This window comes from Kosakonia sp. MUSA4 (assembly GCF_013085925.1).
Taxonomy (GTDB): domain Bacteria; phylum Pseudomonadota; class Gammaproteobacteria; order Enterobacterales; family Enterobacteriaceae; genus Kosakonia; species Kosakonia sacchari_B.
In genome coordinates this window covers 3456933-3471782 of the sequence record NZ_CP025697.1, presented here as the reverse complement: position 1 = coordinate 3471782, position 14850 = coordinate 3456933, and the positions used below count along the sequence as shown (strand labels likewise).

Genomic DNA, 14850 nt, shown 5'->3' with positions numbered 1-14850 from the left:
CGGTGTCAGGCAGGCTTCGGCCTGCCTCTTTTTTTATGGTCGAGAAAGGTGATTTTGCGTTCCGGTTCCAGCAACGCAAGGCGTTTGAAAGGGAGCGGGGAGGCTGGTAAGGCTGGGCTGGGTGAAGCAACAGTCACACCGCATGAAAAAAGTGCGAAACAATGAAAATTAGGAGTTTTCCTACGATCTGATAAGCAGTAGACTATCCTTTTCCCTATTACATAACAAAATGAAATATACGATTCCAGCCAAGCTGTTCTTCGGTTTTTTAGCAGTTACTTTTGTTTGTTTAATATACTTGTTGATTAATGTGGTGATGTAAACATGAAAAATGAAACGACAGAGATAGATTTACTGGAGTTGCTTTTCTTTATAAAAAAGAAAAGTAAAAGCATCATTTTATCAATGGCGGTAGCGCTGATTTTAGCAATTATTTTTTTGTGGGTTGAAAAAGATAAAGTAGATATCAATTATGAGGTAAAAATAAACAGTGATGCTCCCAGTATGATTATTAATTGTGATACTGATTTTGATTGCAAGTCGAATTTCATTGAATCCATTATCAAAGACAATAGTGACAGATTTACCATTCAGCCAGATGAAAGAACAAAAGTAATTAATCTCATCTGGAGAGGTACAGTTTCAGAAAAACCGGTTGCTGATGCTGCCATTAAAGCGATATATCAAAAAATCAGTGCCTGGTATATCCAGGATTATCAAGCATATAAAAGAATAATTGATGATAATAAAAACAATGAGATGAATGGCACTGAACTCTATACAAAAATAGCCTTTATTACAAAGCTTGATTATTCAAAGGAAAAGGATTTTATCTTTCTCAGTAAGGGTGAAGTTAGTAAGAAATACAAGGCAGGGATATGCATAATGTTATCGTTAATGCTGGGGTTTGTTTTATCGGCTTTTTATCATTTAACGAAAAGAAGCATTGTTGAATATAATGAAAAGAAAATATTCAAGAAATCGCAGATCGGCTAAAGAGTATAAAGAGCGTGGTTACTCGTTACCCAACGTGATACCCGTGGATATATAATGTATAAACCCGCTGAGTGAAGTATCCAACAAATGATGTCCACTCTGAAGTTGCGGGTTTTTACAGTGGTAAATGGGAACAGGCTCAGCCAGATGGGTGTTATACGACACCCATTTCCTTAGCAGGGTAATTAAAAAAGTTAACTGATTTAGCTTTAATCAATACGATTGATAACCGGGAGCAGCACAACATAATTATAAAAAATTCGTTTCGGGTTTTGTATAGACACTGACCACATCACCGTATTCCTTTCCTGCCAGGCAGTAAAAAACCGTTCTTTACGGGGTAGAGAAACATACCTGTGATTTCAGTAGCCACGAAAGTCAACGTGTCAGACTGCCCGTCAGTATCGCTGTTGTATATTTTACCGCTCTGAAATCATTAAATTCTCATGGCTTGCACCTGCTTATTGAAAAGCAGATTAGCCGGTGAAGCTGTCGTTGTGACGTGAGCGTGTCAGCATGGGTTGCGATGCGAGGCATATGCTTTTTTATAAGGGTTGTGTCTTTGTCTTCCCGCTGGCATGATCCTGAACAGGGATTAATGAGAGCATTAATCGCAAGTTTTTGATTTTTTAGTAAATGACTCGGGGTGCCCTTCTTTGTGAAGGCTGAGAAATACCCGTATTACCTGATCTGGATAATGCCAGCGTAGGGAAGTCAGATGCCTGTCGGGCCATCACTTCTTTCACGGCCTGGCAGGAGCGAAACCATGCAACCTGACCTGCTCGATCGTGCGCAAACCGCACATGCCTTACAGCAATTCCGCCGCCATTCCCCGCTTGTTCACTGTATGACCAATGATGTTGTACAAACCTTTACCGCCAATGTGCTGTTGGCGCTTGGCGCGTCACCGGCCATGGTGATTGATCGCGACGAGGCGCAGCAATTCAGCGCGATTGCCGATGCGCTGTTGATTAACGTGGGTACCTTAACCCGCGAGCGGGCCGACGCGATGCTGGCGGCCGCTGAAAGCGCAAATGCGGCGGGCAAACCCTGGACGCTCGATCCTGTTGCCGTTGGCGCACTCACTTTTCGTACGCAATTTTGTCAGCAACTGCTTGCCCTGCATCCGGCGGCGATCCGCGGCAATGCCTCTGAAATTCTGGCTCTCGCGGGAGCGAGCGCAGGCGGGCGCGGTGTCGATACCACTGATACCGCCAGCAATGCGTTGCCCGCGGCGCAGGCGCTGGCGCGGCAAACCGGTGCGGTGGTGGCCGTTACCGGCGAAGTGGACTACGTCACTGATGGCCGTCGTACACTGATGGTCGCGGGTGGTGATGTGCTGATGACGCGGGTTGTCGGCACCGGTTGCGCATTATCCGCCGTAGTCGCCGCCAGTTGCGCACTGCAAGGCGATCGCCTGGCGAATGTGGCCGCTGCCTGCGCCTGGTTCGGGCTGGCGGGCAGCCTGGCGGTAGCGAACAGCAACGGGCCGGGCAGCTTTACGCCCGCGTTTCTCGACGCGCTCTACACACTCGGCGGGGAGGGCGCGTTATGAAGCGAATCAATGCGTTGACCATCGCCGGTACCGATCCCAGCGGCGGCGCGGGAATTCAGGCCGATTTAAAAACCTTCTCGGCGCTCGGCGCTTACGGCTGTTCGGTGATCACCGCGCTGGTGGCGCAAAACACCCGCGGCGTGCAGTCGGTGTACCGTATCGAACCAGATTTTGTCGCCGCGCAGCTCGACTCGGTGCTCAGCGATGTACGTATCGATACCACCAAAATCGGCATGCTGGCGGAAACCGATATCGTCGAAGCGGTGGCGGAGCGCCTGCGCCGCTATCAGGTGCGTAATGTGGTGCTGGATACGGTAATGCTCGCCAAGAGCGGCGACCCGCTGCTGTCGCCCTCCGCCGTGTCGGCGCTGCGTCAGCATTTACTGCCGCAGGTTTCACTTATTACGCCCAATCTGCCGGAGGCCGCGGCGCTGCTTGACGCGCCGCATGCCCGCAACGAGCAGGAGATGCATGCGCAGGGCGAAGCGCTGCTGGCGCTTGGCTGCGAGGCTGTGCTGATGAAAGGCGGTCATCTGGATGATGCCGAAAGCCCGGACTGGCTCTTCACCCGTGAAGGTGCGCTACGCTTTACTGCGCCGCGCGTGGCGACGAAAAATACCCACGGCACAGGCTGCACGCTTTCCGCCGCGCTGGCTGCGCTGCGCCCGCGCCACAATGACTGGGCGTCGACGGTCGCGGAAGCCAAACAGTGGCTGACGGCCGCGCTGGCGCAGGCGGATTCGCTGGAAGTCGGCAGCGGAAACGGGCCGGTGCACCATTTCCATCAGTGGTGGTAAACCGGGATCCGAAACGTGCCAGCAGATTATGCTGAAAAAAAAGGCAGCGGTGGAAAATCTCGCGTATGAGTACCAGGCTTATTTCTGCCTGCCGTAAGGCAGGTCGGGATAATCCAATTCGCTTTGCGCGAAGCTTACGGGAGCATAGCTATGACTGATATTGTGCAGTTACTTGGCAAAGACGCCGACAGCCTTCTGCAACACCGCTGTATGACCATCCCCGCTGACCAACTCTATTTGCCAGGCGGCGATTACGTGGATCGCGTAATGGTCGATAACAACCGTCCGCCTGCGGTGCTGCGTAACATGCAGACGCTGTATAACCACGGGCGGCTGGCGGGCACCGGGTATCTGTCTATTTTGCCGGTTGACCAGGGGATTGAGCACTCGGCGGGCGCATCCTTTGCAGCGAATCCGCTCTATTTCGATCCGAAGAATATTGTGGAACTGGCGATTGAAGCCGGGTGTAACTGCGTCGCCTCCACCTACGGCGTGCTGGCCTCTGTTTCCCGCCGCTACGCGCACCGCATTCCCTTCCTCGTTAAACTCAACCACAACGAAACTCTCAGCTACCCGACGGAATATGACCAGACGCTGTATGCCAGCGTTGAACAGGCGTTCAATATGGGCGCGGTGGCCGTTGGCGCGACCATCTATTTTGGATCGCTGGAATCCCGTCGCCAGATTGAAGAGATCTCTGCCGCCTTCGAACGCGCTCATGAACTGGGGCTGGTAACCGTGCTTTGGGCCTATCTGCGCAACTCTGCCTTCAAGAAAGATGGCGTGGATTACCATGTTTCAGCGGATTTGACCGGCCAGGCGAACCACATTGCCGCCACCATCGGCGCGGACATCGTGAAGCAGAAAATGGCGGAAAACAACGGCGGCTATAAGGCGGTCAATTTCGGTTATACCGATGAACGCGTCTACAGCAAACTGACCAGCGATAACCCGATCGATCTGGTGCGTTACCAACTGGCGAACTGCTACATGGGGCGCGCGGGGCTGATCAACTCCGGCGGCGCTGCTGGTGGCGACACCGATCTGGCCGATGCTGTCCGTACGGCGGTTATCAATAAACGCGCGGGTGGCATGGGGTTGATCCTTGGCCGTAAAGCGTTCAAGAAAACCATGGCCGACGGCGTGAAACTGATTAACGCTGTGCAGGATGTCTATCTCGATCAGAAAGTGACCATCGCATAACGGCTTTCGCCATATCCTCTCCTCTTCGGGGGAGGGGGTTCGCAAGTAAAACGCAATTTCAATTAGATAAAACCCCCTTCCCGATCTTCATCACACTTCCGTAATCTTTTGTGAAAAGTGTCACGCATCCTCGTGCGCATGCCCAAAAAATGGCCAATGCTTAGCGGAAATTGTCCGAGGCTGCGGCGCATTTTTGTGCATATATTTTGTTCTGAAACGGCTTTTCAAAAACACCAAGGATACGTAATGAAAATTGAATCTGTAAATGTCACCGTCTTTCAGCACCCCACGCGCCGGGTTTCCGACAGCGCCGGGCATTCGCATCCGGGGCCGGAAACCCAGGCGAAGATGGCGATGTTAACCATCACCGCTGACGATGGCAGCAAAGGGTACGCATTCGCGCCGCCGGAAGTGGTGCGTCCTTTTGTGCTGAATGCCTTTTTCCGCAAAGTGATGGTCGGGCAGGATCCGTTTAACCGCGAGCGTATCTGGCAGGATCTGGTGCACTGGCAGCGCGGCAGCGCTCATCAACTTACCGAGCGCGCGCTGTCGTTTGTTGAACAGGCGTTGTGGGACCTGATTGGCCGCAAACTGAATATGCCGGTCTACAAACTGCTCGGTGGCTACCGCGATAAAGTTCCGGCGTATGGCAGCACCATGTGCGGCGACGATCTGGAGGGCGGTCTCTCGACGCCGGAAGAGTACGCTGCGTTTGCCGAAAAGCTGGTGGCACGTGGCTATAAAGCGATCAAACTGCACACCTGGATGCCGCCGGTCAAATTTGCGCCCAACCCGAAAATGGATGTTAACGCCTGCGCTGCCGTGCGTGAGGCGGTTGGCCCGGATATCGATCTGATGATCGACGGCTATCACTGGTACAGCCGTACCGAGGCGCTGTACATCGGCAAGGCGCTGGAAAAGCTCAACTTCGCCTGGTTTGAAGAACCGATGGAAGAAGAGAGCATGTCTTCTTACGCCTGGCTGGCGGAAAACCTGTCAATTCCGATTATCGGGCCGGAGAGCCTCGGCGGTAAGCACCACAGCCGTGCCGACTGGGTAAAAGCCGGCGCCTGCGACATTCTGCGTGCCGGTGCTAACGGGGTGGGCGGTATTTCGCCGACGCTGAAAGTGGCAAATCTGGCCGAATCCTTCGGTATGGATTGCGAAGTGCACGGCAATGGCGCGGCAAGCCTCGCGGTGATTGGCTCTATCCGCAACTGCCGCTGGTACGAACGCGGCCTGCTGCATCCGTTCCTCGATTACGATCAGCCCGCGGCGTACCTCAACAGCATTGTGGACCCGATGGATGAAGAGGGTTTCGTCCATCTGCCGCAGCGTCCGGGGCTCGGCGAAGACATCAATTTTGCGTATATCGAAGCGAATACCGTCAGCCACGACTGACCCATAACAATAAATGCCCGACAGCACTGACTTTCGGGCCGCGTACGCCGGAAAAGGCGCAAGCCCTCCGGCAAAACGTACCCTACAAACGGTATACAGATGAAAAATTCCTCCCTTGCAGGCGCGTGCTTACTCGCGCTCTCGCTGATGATGGGGAGCGGCGCGGCGCTGGCGAAAACGCCGCCCGATCAGCTCATCATCGGTATGAACATGAACAACCTGCTGACGCTCGATCCGGCAGCGATGACCGGCAATGAAGTGGTCGGTATTGTGGTCAATCTCTACGATTCGCTGGTGGAGCTGGATCCGAATGAGCTGACCAACGTGAAACCGGCGCTGGCGGAGTCCTGGCAAATCAGCCCGGACGGCAAAACGCTCACTTTCCATTTACGTCACAACGTGAAGTTTCACTCCGGCAACCCGCTGACGGCGGAAGATGTGGTGTGGTCAATGCGTCGTCTGCTGCACCTCAATCTTGCACAGGCGTCGGTGTGGAAATCCTACGGCTTCAGTAAGAAGAACATCGATCAGCAGGTGAGCGCACCGGATGCGTATACCGTGCAGATCGTCCTGCCTAAGCCTAACGATCCACAACTGGTTATCTACTCGCTCGGCGCGCTCGGGAACCTCGGTGTACTGGATCGCAAAACCGTTGAGGCGCACGCGGCGAATAACGACTGGGGCAACCGCTGGCTGACCACCAACGAAGCCGGTTCCGGGCCGTTTATGCTGGAGACCTGGCAGGCAAAAGATGTGCTGCGTATGAAGCGCAATCCGGACTACTGGCGCGAGGAGCCGAAGCTCAGTCGCGTGGTGTTACGCCACTTTCAGGAGTCGCAAACCTTGCGGCTGATGCTGGCAAAAGGCGACCTCGACGTTGCCAACAACATGGCGGTTTCTGACATCAACGCGCTGCGTAAAGATCCTGATGTGACCGTCGAAGCAGTGCAGAAGGGTACGGTTTATTACGTGGCGATGAGCATGAAGGAGCCGCACTTTGCCAACCCGAAAGTGCGGGAAGCGGTACGCTATCTGATTGATTACCAGGGCATCAATAAAGCGCTGATGCCAGGTTACGGCGTGCTGCACCAGCGACCGATCAAAGCCGGGATGCCGTCAACGTTGCCGGATCCAGGCTACCGGCTGGATATTCCGCGGGCGAAAAAGCTGCTGGCGGAAGCGGGTTACCCGGACGGTTTCGACACCACACTGCGCGTGCTGGCAGATCAGCCATTCCTCAATATCGCCATCGCCGTGCAGTCCACGCTAATGCAGGCGGGCATCAACGCCAAAATCATCACCGGCACCGGTAACCAGATTTACGGCGCGATGCGCGAACGGCAGTTTGACATGCTGGTCGGACGCGGCGGCAGCGGCGTGGAACCACATCCGCACTCCAGCCTGCGCGCACTGGTCTACAACCCGGATAACAGTGATGAAGCCCGGCTGACCAACTTCCAGGGCTGGCGCACCAGTTTTTACGACAAACCACTCAACGAGATGATCGACCAGGCGCTGCTGGAACGCGATCCGCAGAAACAGAAAACCGAATACCAGCAGATTCAGGTGCGTTATGACCAGTTGATCCCCGCGCTGATCCCGCTGTCGCAAATGGTTGATTCGGTGGTGGTGCGCAATGAGGTGAAAAACTTCCAGTCGCACCCCTCGGCCACCACTTTCCTGCGTGAAGTCTACAAAAGCGACGCCCCCGGAGGAGATAAAGGATGAGTACAGTTCTGCTTGCCCCTGGCTCGCGCGCCAGGCGTTTGTCAAAAAGGCTGACGCAGGTGGCGGTGACCCTGTTCGGGTTACTGCTGTTGACCTTCTTTATTGGTCGCGTGATGCCGATCGATCCGGTGCTGGCGATTGTTGGCCCGGATGCCGATCAGAGCACCTACCAGCAGGTTTATCAGCAGCTTGGCTTTGATAAATCGCTGATGACGCAGTTTGGCATCTACCTGAATAACTTGCTGCACGGCAACCTTGGCAATGCGTTGCTGACCGGTAAACCGGTGCTGGACGACATTGTGCGCGTTTTCCCGGCGACGCTGGAGCTGGCGACGGTGGCGATCATTGTCGGCGCCGGGCTGGGCATTCCGCTCGGCGTGCTGGCGGCGGCGCGGCGCAACAGCCTTTCCGATTATGTGGTGCGCATTATCAGCCTCGCCGGATACTCCACGCCGATCTTCTGGGTCGGCATGATGGGGCTGCTGCTGTTCTACGCCTGGCTCGGCTGGGTGGGCGGTGCAGGGCGTCTCGATTTAGGGCTCGACGGTGTTGTGCCGCATCGTACCGGGCTGATGACCGTCGATGCACTGCTGGCGGGGAATGGACAAGTGTTCTGGAATGCGCTGAATCACCTGGTGCTGCCCGCGTCGCTGCTCGGTTTTCACTCGCTGGCCTACATCAGCCGTATGACCCGCAGCTTTATGCTGGCGCAGTTATCCCAGGAGTTCATCATTACCGCGCGAGTGAAGGGGCTGACCGAACGGCAGGTGATCTGGAACCACGCGTTTCGCAATATTCTTGTGCAGTTGCTAACGGTGGTGGCGCTGGCTTACGGCTCGCTGCTGGAAGGGGCGGTGCTGATTGAAACCGTTTTCTCATGGCCGGGTTTTGGCTCCTATCTGACCGGTAGCCTGCTGCTGGGCGATATGAACGCGGTGATGGGCTGCGTGTTGCTGGTGGGGGTGATTTTCGTGCTGCTCAACCTGCTCTCCGACATGCTGTATCAACTCTTTGATCCGAGGACGAAATCATGACGGTTTCCTTCGATACGCCTGTTGCGACCACGGCGCAGGAACGCAGCCTGCGGCTAAAACGCGCGCTGGGACGTGCGGCGGGTTTTATCGGCAAGATGGCGCGTAACCCACTGACTGCCATCGGCGGCAGCATCATTCTGCTGTTGCTGATTGTGGCTATTTTCGCGCCGCTCATCGCGCCGTATAACCCGCTGGTGCAGGACTTAGACAGCGCGTTGACCGCGCCGAATGCCGCGCACTGGTTCGGCACCGACGAGTTTGGCCGCGATATCTTCAGCCGTCTGGTGTACGGCTCGCGCATTACGCTCTATATCGTTCTGCTGGTTTCTCTCACCGTCGGGCCGCTGGGTTTATTGCTTGGGGTTAGCGCCGGTTACTTTGGCGGCAAGGTCGATATGGTGCTGATGCGCGTCACCGATATTTTTATCTCCTTTCCGAGCCTGGTACTGGCACTGGCGTTTGTTGCGGCGCTGGGTCCTGGTCTTGAGCATGTGGTGATCGCGATTACGCTGACCGCCTGGCCGCCGATTGCCCGTCTGGCACGAGCCGAAACCCTGTCGCTGCGCCAGGCCGATTTTATCTCGGCGGTGCGTTTGCAGGGCGCTTCGCCGCTGCGCGTGCTGTGGCGCCACGTTGTGCCGCTGTGTCTGCCGTCGGTGATCATCCGTATCACCATGAATATGGCGGGCATCATTTTGACCGCTGCCGGTCTGGGCTTTCTTGGGCTGGGTGCGCAGCCGCCGGAGCCAGAGTGGGGCGCGATGATCTCCAGCGGCCGCACCTACATGATGGAGTGCTGGTGGGTGGTGACCATTCCGGGGCTGGCGATTTTGATCAACAGTCTGGCGTTCAACTTCTTGGGAGATGGCTTACGTGACATCCTCGATCCTCGCAGCGAATAATTCGCCGCTGCTCGATGTGCGCAATCTGCATGTCGATTTCGTCAACGGTCGCGCGGTAACACATGCGGTGCGCGGCGTCTCTTTCACCCTCGGTCAGGAGAAGCTGGCGATTGTCGGCGAGTCCGGTTCCGGGAAATCCACCGTCGGGCGCGCGCTGCTGCGGCTGCATCCGGCAAAAGCGTGCATCCAGGCCGATCGCATGCAGTTCGGCGATATCGACCTGCTGAATATTGACGAGGCGCAGATGCGCCAGGTGCGCGGTAAGCGTATCTCGATGATTATGCAGGATCCAAAATATTCGCTGAACCCGGTAGTCTGCGTCGGCGATCAGATCGCTGAAGCCTGGTTAACCCACCATCCGGGGAAAAAGGCCGAGGCGAAGGCCAAAGTGCTGGAGATGCTTGATGTGGTACGCATTCGCCAGCCGGAGCGGGTTTACCAGCTCTACCCGCATGAAATCTCCGGCGGGCAGGGACAACGCATTATGATCGCCATGATGCTGATTACCGATCCGGAACTGGTGATCGCCGACGAACCGACCTCTGCGCTGGATGTGTCGGTGCGCCTGCAGGTGCTCGGCTTGCTTGACGATCTGGTGAAATCGCGTGGGCTGGGACTGATTTTTATCAGCCACGATATCAATCTGGTGCGCAGTTTCTGCGACCGGGTGCTGGTGATGTACGCAGGCCGGGTGGTGGAATCGATTGCCGCCCGCGATCTTGATAACGCGCAGCATCCTTATACGCAGGGGCTGATTCAGGCCCTGCCGGAAATCCATCATCGTCGCCCGCTGCTGCCGGTGTTGCAGCGTCAGGCTAGCTGGCTTGGCGAGTAAGGAGAGCAGAATGATTAACGTGCAAAACCTCAATCTGGCCTTTGGCGAAGGGGCGAAACGCAATCAGGTGCTGTGTGACGTCAGCTTTTCCGTGCGGCCTGGCGAGATTTATGGGCTGGTGGGGGAATCCGGCTCCGGGAAAACGACTGTGCTGAAGTGTCTGGCCGGGCTGTTTACCCACTGGGACGGCGAGCTTGCGATTAATGGACAAAAGCTGGATAAGCGGCTCAGCCCGCCGCGCTGTCGGTTGGTGCAGATGGTGTTTCAGGATCCGTACGGTTCGCTGCATCCGCGCCACACCATTGGCGATATTCTGGAGGAGCCGCTGCAAATCCACGGTATCAACGATCGTGACCGGCGTATTAATACGTTGCTCGACAAGGTGGGGTTAAGCCGTGCTTTTCGCGACCGCTATCCGCACCAGCTCTCCGGCGGGCAGCGCCAGCGCGTGGCAATTGCCCGTGCGCTGATTCTGGAACCGCGCGTGTTGTTGCTGGATGAGCCGACTTCGGCGCTGGATGTGTCGGTGCAGGCGGAAATCCTCAACCTGCTGGCGGCGCTGCATCAGGAATCGCAACTTACCTATCTGATGGTGACGCATGATTTGGGGGTGATCGCGCATTTATGCCAGAAGGTGGCGGTGATGCAGCACGGTAAAATCCTCGAAACTTTGACCGTCGATGCGCTGGTTAGCGGCGCGGCGCAAACGGGGTATACGCAGATGCTGGTGCATGCCAGCCAGCAATATAGCCGTGAGATGGCACGCGAAGTGGCGGCGTATTGAGTTTTTTGTCTCGCTCCGTAGATTTGATAAGCGAAGCGCCATCAGGCGGAATTGGCGGCAAACGCCGGATGACGGCTGCGCCTTATCCGGCCTACGGGGATTGGCATTGCAGGCCTGATAAGCGAAGCGCCAGCAGGCAGAATTGGCGGCAAACGCCGGATGGCGGCGACGCCTTATCCGGCCTACGAAGATCGGTGCTGTTGTAGGCCTGATAAGCGAAGCGCCATCAGGCATTTTTAAGCGGTTAACGCAATAACGGGCAATCCGGCGGTAACCGGCATTGCAGCGCATTGGGCAACACTTCGATGCGGAAATGCTCACCGCGCAGCGGTTCGCCGTCGAGGTTAAAGGTAATTTCATGCGGGGCGCTGACCTCGAACCATGCCGATTTTCCGTCAATAATATGCGGGTTATCGTCCGGCTGCGTCAGGGTGGTTAACAGCGCCGGCAACAGCTCTTCGCCGGTAAAAATACGCAGATGCAGTAAGCCATCGTTAATCAGCGCCTGCGGGCAAAGCTGTTGTCCGCCGCCCGCCTGGCGACCGTTACCAATGCCAATCACCAGCGCATCGCCCTGCCACTGAAAATCCTCACCGCGAATTTCGCAGCGGTCAGCCTTTAGCTTATCCAGACGCAGCAGCCCGTGGATCAGATAAGAAACCCCGCCCAGCGCGGCTTTCAGTTTTTCCGGCGTTTCCGTGGTGATGCGGGTACCAAAACCCCCGGTTGCCATATTAATAAAGCAGGTTTTATCGTTGACGCGGGCGATATCGATAGCCACCGCTTTACCCACGATGGCCAGCTGTAACGCTTTCTCCAGCGCCTCGGGGATCCCCGCGCTGGTGGCGAAATCATTGGCGGTACCGAGCGGCAAAATACCGAGCGCCGGAATGTTATCGCCCGTGCAGTTTACCAGCGCTGTCGCCACTTCGTTGATGGTGCCGTCGCCGCCGCCAGCAATCACCGTATCCACGCCAAGTTGCTGTGCTTCCTTAACGTAGCGCCCGGCATCGCCCTTTTCCCAGGTGACGCGCACCTGAATATCCATACCTTCGTCACGCAGCAGCGCTATGGCGGCGCGCAGCGTTTCGTCTCCGGCGCTTTTACCGTTGAGGATCAATAAGCTTCCAGGAATTTTGCCCATATTTCTCGTCCTTATTGCATGCAATGAGGAAAGTGTATCTCACGAGCGGGAAGGGGGTAAAAAAAGCGGAAAAAAGCGTTAAAAAAAATCAGCCTGCGTAAGGGAGATTACGCAGGCTAAGGAGGTGGTTCCTGGTACAGCTAGCATTTATGGGTTATGTTTTTCAGCGAGATGGATAATACCCATAACGAGCGGGGAGGTATGTGATCCGATTCTAAGATTTTTCCAGCCGTAAAAATAACCCTGCTAAATTACTTCGCGTGAGGATTGCGCGTTGACTGCCCGGTGAAATTGCGCATCAGCAGCGCATATTCCAGCGCCATATCCTGCGGAACCGGCAACCAGACAGTATAACCATCGCCAGGCGCGACCGGCATCGCTTCGCCTTTGGCGTTTTCCATCTGCTCAAGCGTAAAGTTGACGTTGCCCTGCGGCGTCATCAGCTCCAGGCTGTCGCCGAGCGAAAACTTATTTTTCACCGCGACGGCGGCCAGATCGCCTTTACGCTCGCCGGTGAATTCGCCGACAAACTGCTGGCGCTCGGAAACCGAGTAGCCATAGTCATAGTTCTGGTAATCATCATGCGTGTGGCGGCGCAGGAAACCTTCGGTATAACCGCGATGCGCCAGCCCTTCCAGCGTTTCCAGCAGCGAAGTGTCGAACGGTTTACCCGCTGCGGCATCGTCGATCGCTTTGCGGTAAACCTGCGCAGTACGGGCGCAGTAGTAGAACGATTTGGTACGGCCTTCGATTTTCAGCGAGTGCACGCCCATCTGCGTCAGGCGTTCAACGTGGGCAATCGCCCGCAGATCTTTCGAGTTCATGATGTAGGTGCCGTGTTCGTCCTCGAAGGCGGTCATGTACTCGCCCGGACGCTGCGCTTCCTCAATCATAAACACTTTATCGGTCGGCGCGCCGACGCCCAGCGTGGGTTCGATGTTCTGTACCGGAATCGGTTCGTGAACATGTACGATATTGCCGATAGCGTCTTCTTTGCCTTCCTGAACGTTATATTCCCAGCGGCAGGCGTTGGTGCAGGTGCCCTGGTTCGGATCGCGCTTGTTGATATAGCCTGAAAGCAGGCAACGGCCGGAGTAAGCCATGCACAGTGCGCCGTGCACGAAGATTTCGATCTCCATTTCCGGCACCTGGCTGCGAATTTCGGCGATCTCTTCCAGCGACAGCTCGCGGGAGAGGATCACGCGCGTCAGCCCCATTTGTTGCCAGAATTTCACCGTTGCCCAGTTGACGGCGTTCGCCTGCACGGAGAGGTGAATCGGCATCTGCGGGAAGTTTTCGCGCACCATCATGATAAGCCCCGGATCGGACATAATCAGCGCATCCGGCCCCATGTCCACCACCGGTTTCAGGTCGCGGATGAACGTTTTCAGCTTGGCGTTATGCGGCGCGATATTCACCACCACGTAGAATTTTTTGCCCTGCGCGTGGGCTTCATTGATGCCGATTTGCAGGTTTTCGTGGTTGAATTCGTTATTGCGCACGCGCAGCGAGTAGCGCGGCTGGCCAGCGTAAACGGCGTCCGCGCCGTAAGCGAAGGCGTAACGCATATTTTTCAGCGTTCCCGCCGGGGACAGGAGTTCCGGTTTAAACATGATTTTCTCTTTCTGATGACAGGTCAGATCGCCTCAGCAGGTGAGGCGGCGGGGGAGTTCCCCTAAATTTAGGGCGGGAATTGTAGCGCCGCGCGCCGGGGGAGTAAACCTGCGCGTTAGCTCACGCGCAGTCGGCGGTTATTTCCGCCTGGCAACTGAACGCAGCCTGCAGCATCAGTACGCCAATGTCGTATTTCCTCACCATCCTTTGATGCAGCCTGAAGCGCCCGCCATATTACAGAGGATTACAGCATGTTCACGGCCGGTTTATACTCGGCGGAAGGCTTTGTCAGGGCGCTGTCGGGGCTGTGTCGTGTTGCTGTCGGGTGACGATCGTGTTGCTGTCCGCGTGGTTCAGCGACACTGCAAGCCGGTTTCCTGTGGAGAAATATCATGAGCAATAAAGTGAAAGCGTTCCGTCTGGCCCGCGCCTGGTCGCAGGAGCAGCTTGCAGAGATGGCCGCGTTGAGTGTCAGAACGGTGCAGCGAATTGAAAATGGCGATCAACCTTCGCTGGAGACGCTGAGTGCGTTAGCGGCGGTGTTTGGCGTCAGCGTCACTGAGTTATCCGGGCAGGCGGAGGCGGGGGAAGAGGCGCTCGATCAGCGCATCACTGCCGCGCGGGAAAAGGTCGATGCCGAAAGCCGCTTCTGGCGATCGCTTGTCACCGCCGTCATCGTCTGCGTGCTGCTCTATTTCCTGAATCGCAGTACCGCGCCAGAACCGCTGTGGTCACTGTGGGTGGCGGCGATTTGGGGCGGGTTGCTGCTGGTGCGGGGATTGCGGCTCTTCGTCTTCGCTGAACCGATCGCACGCTGGCGCAAACAGCGTTTACAGCGGCTGTTGCGTAAATAAAAT

General features: G+C 56.0%; 13 protein-coding genes and 1 riboswitch. Of the genes, 11 read left to right on the top strand and 2 right to left on the bottom strand.

Annotated features, from left to right (window positions below; translation table 11 throughout):
* Window positions 1–324: 324 nt before the first annotated feature.
* The 10 genes from C0557_RS16410 to C0557_RS16365 all read left to right on the top strand — a co-directional run bounded on the left by C0557_RS16410 (window position 325) and on the right by C0557_RS16365 (window position 11235).
* Window positions 325–996 carry a hypothetical protein gene (locus C0557_RS16410; RefSeq protein WP_208659550.1) on the top strand — a complete coding sequence of 224 codons (672 nt, stop codon included), beginning with the start codon at window positions 325–327 and terminating at the stop codon, window positions 994–996.
* A 632-nt stretch (window positions 997–1628) separates the two neighbouring features.
* A riboswitch (TPP riboswitch) is annotated at window positions 1629–1725 on the top strand.
* Window positions 1726–1762: 37 nt separating this feature from the next.
* On the top strand, window positions 1763–2551 hold the full coding sequence (gene thiM / locus C0557_RS16405; RefSeq protein WP_208659548.1) for a hydroxyethylthiazole kinase: 789 nt from the start codon (window positions 1763–1765) through the stop codon (window positions 2549–2551).
* On the top strand, window positions 2548–3348 hold the full coding sequence (thiD, locus tag C0557_RS16400; protein WP_208659546.1) for a bifunctional hydroxymethylpyrimidine kinase/phosphomethylpyrimidine kinase: 801 nt from the start codon (window positions 2548–2550) through the stop codon (window positions 3346–3348). The genes thiM and thiD overlap by 4 nt, the downstream gene beginning before the upstream one ends.
* A gap of 150 nt (window positions 3349–3498) precedes the next feature.
* Entirely contained in the window at window positions 3499–4551 is a 1053-nt protein-coding gene (gene fbaB / locus C0557_RS16395; protein ID WP_007371229.1) for a class I fructose-bisphosphate aldolase, read from the top strand.
* Window positions 4552–4797: 246 nt separating this feature from the next.
* The gene (locus C0557_RS16390) at window positions 4798–5952 is read left to right on the top strand and encodes a mandelate racemase family protein (RefSeq protein WP_208659544.1); all 1155 of its coding nucleotides are present in this window, start codon (window positions 4798–4800) and stop codon (window positions 5950–5952) included.
* A 99-nt stretch (window positions 5953–6051) separates the two neighbouring features.
* Complete coding sequence (locus C0557_RS16385; protein WP_074778272.1) at window positions 6052–7680, top strand: ABC transporter substrate-binding protein; 1629 nt, start codon at window positions 6052–6054, stop codon at window positions 7678–7680.
* Entirely contained in the window at window positions 7677–8714 is a 1038-nt protein-coding gene (locus tag C0557_RS16380; RefSeq protein ID WP_074778270.1) for an ABC transporter permease, read from the top strand. The genes C0557_RS16385 and C0557_RS16380 overlap by 4 nt, the downstream gene beginning before the upstream one ends.
* Window positions 8711–9616, top strand: coding sequence for an ABC transporter permease (locus C0557_RS16375; protein ID WP_074778268.1), 906 nt, complete (start codon window positions 8711–8713; stop codon window positions 9614–9616). Before C0557_RS16380 ends, C0557_RS16375 begins: the two co-directional genes overlap by 4 nt.
* On the top strand, window positions 9588–10451 hold the full coding sequence (locus tag C0557_RS16370) for an ABC transporter ATP-binding protein (protein WP_208662997.1): 864 nt from the start codon (window positions 9588–9590) through the stop codon (window positions 10449–10451). The genes C0557_RS16375 and C0557_RS16370 overlap by 29 nt, the downstream gene beginning before the upstream one ends.
* 10 nt (window positions 10452–10461) lie before the next feature.
* Window positions 10462–11235, top strand: a complete 774-nt coding sequence (locus C0557_RS16365; RefSeq protein ID WP_208659542.1) for an ABC transporter ATP-binding protein — start codon at window positions 10462–10464, stop codon at window positions 11233–11235.
* Between the two features lie 244 nt (window positions 11236–11479).
* On the opposite strand, the gene yegS is transcribed toward C0557_RS16365, so the two are convergent.
* Together yegS and yegQ are read right to left on the bottom strand one after the other, a co-directional pair.
* Window positions 11480–12379, bottom strand: a complete 900-nt coding sequence (gene yegS, locus C0557_RS16360; RefSeq protein WP_208659540.1) for a lipid kinase YegS — start codon at window positions 12377–12379, stop codon at window positions 11480–11482.
* Window positions 12380–12630: 251 nt separating this feature from the next.
* Window positions 12631–13992, bottom strand: coding sequence for a tRNA 5-hydroxyuridine modification protein YegQ (yegQ, locus tag C0557_RS16355; RefSeq protein WP_208659538.1), 1362 nt, complete (start codon window positions 13990–13992; stop codon window positions 12631–12633).
* Window positions 13993–14385: 393 nt separating this feature from the next.
* Here yegQ and C0557_RS16350 point away from each other — a divergent pair, with 393 nt between their 5' ends.
* Window positions 14386–14847, top strand: a complete 462-nt coding sequence (locus tag C0557_RS16350; protein ID WP_208659536.1) for a helix-turn-helix domain-containing protein — start codon at window positions 14386–14388, stop codon at window positions 14845–14847.
* Window positions 14848–14850: the final 3 nt, after the last annotated feature.

What these genes read in the sequence shown, in the direction of transcription:
- C0557_RS16410 (WP_208659550.1), top strand. Translation starts at nt 325, where the DNA reads ATGAAAAATGAAACGACAGAGATAGATTTACTGGAGTTGCTTTTCTTT.
- thiM (WP_208659548.1), top strand. Translation starts at nt 1,763, where the DNA reads ATGCAACCTGACCTGCTCGATCGTGCGCAAACCGCACATGCCTTACAG.
- thiD (WP_208659546.1), top strand. Translation starts at nt 2,548, where the DNA reads ATGAAGCGAATCAATGCGTTGACCATCGCCGGTACCGATCCCAGCGGC.
- fbaB (WP_007371229.1), top strand. Translation starts at nt 3,499, where the DNA reads ATGACTGATATTGTGCAGTTACTTGGCAAAGACGCCGACAGCCTTCTG.
- C0557_RS16390 (WP_208659544.1), top strand. Translation starts at nt 4,798, where the DNA reads ATGAAAATTGAATCTGTAAATGTCACCGTCTTTCAGCACCCCACGCGC.
- C0557_RS16385 (WP_074778272.1), top strand. Translation starts at nt 6,052, where the DNA reads ATGAAAAATTCCTCCCTTGCAGGCGCGTGCTTACTCGCGCTCTCGCTG.
- C0557_RS16380 (WP_074778270.1), top strand. Translation starts at nt 7,677, where the DNA reads ATGAGTACAGTTCTGCTTGCCCCTGGCTCGCGCGCCAGGCGTTTGTCA.
- C0557_RS16375 (WP_074778268.1), top strand. Translation starts at nt 8,711, where the DNA reads ATGACGGTTTCCTTCGATACGCCTGTTGCGACCACGGCGCAGGAACGC.
- C0557_RS16365 (WP_208659542.1), top strand. Translation starts at nt 10,462, where the DNA reads ATGATTAACGTGCAAAACCTCAATCTGGCCTTTGGCGAAGGGGCGAAA.
- yegS (WP_208659540.1), bottom strand. Translation starts at nt 12,379, where the DNA reads ATGGGCAAAATTCCTGGAAGCTTATTGATCCTCAACGGTAAAAGCGCC.
- yegQ (WP_208659538.1), bottom strand. Translation starts at nt 13,992, where the DNA reads ATGTTTAAACCGGAACTCCTGTCCCCGGCGGGAACGCTGAAAAATATG.
- C0557_RS16350 (WP_208659536.1), top strand. Translation starts at nt 14,386, where the DNA reads ATGAGCAATAAAGTGAAAGCGTTCCGTCTGGCCCGCGCCTGGTCGCAG.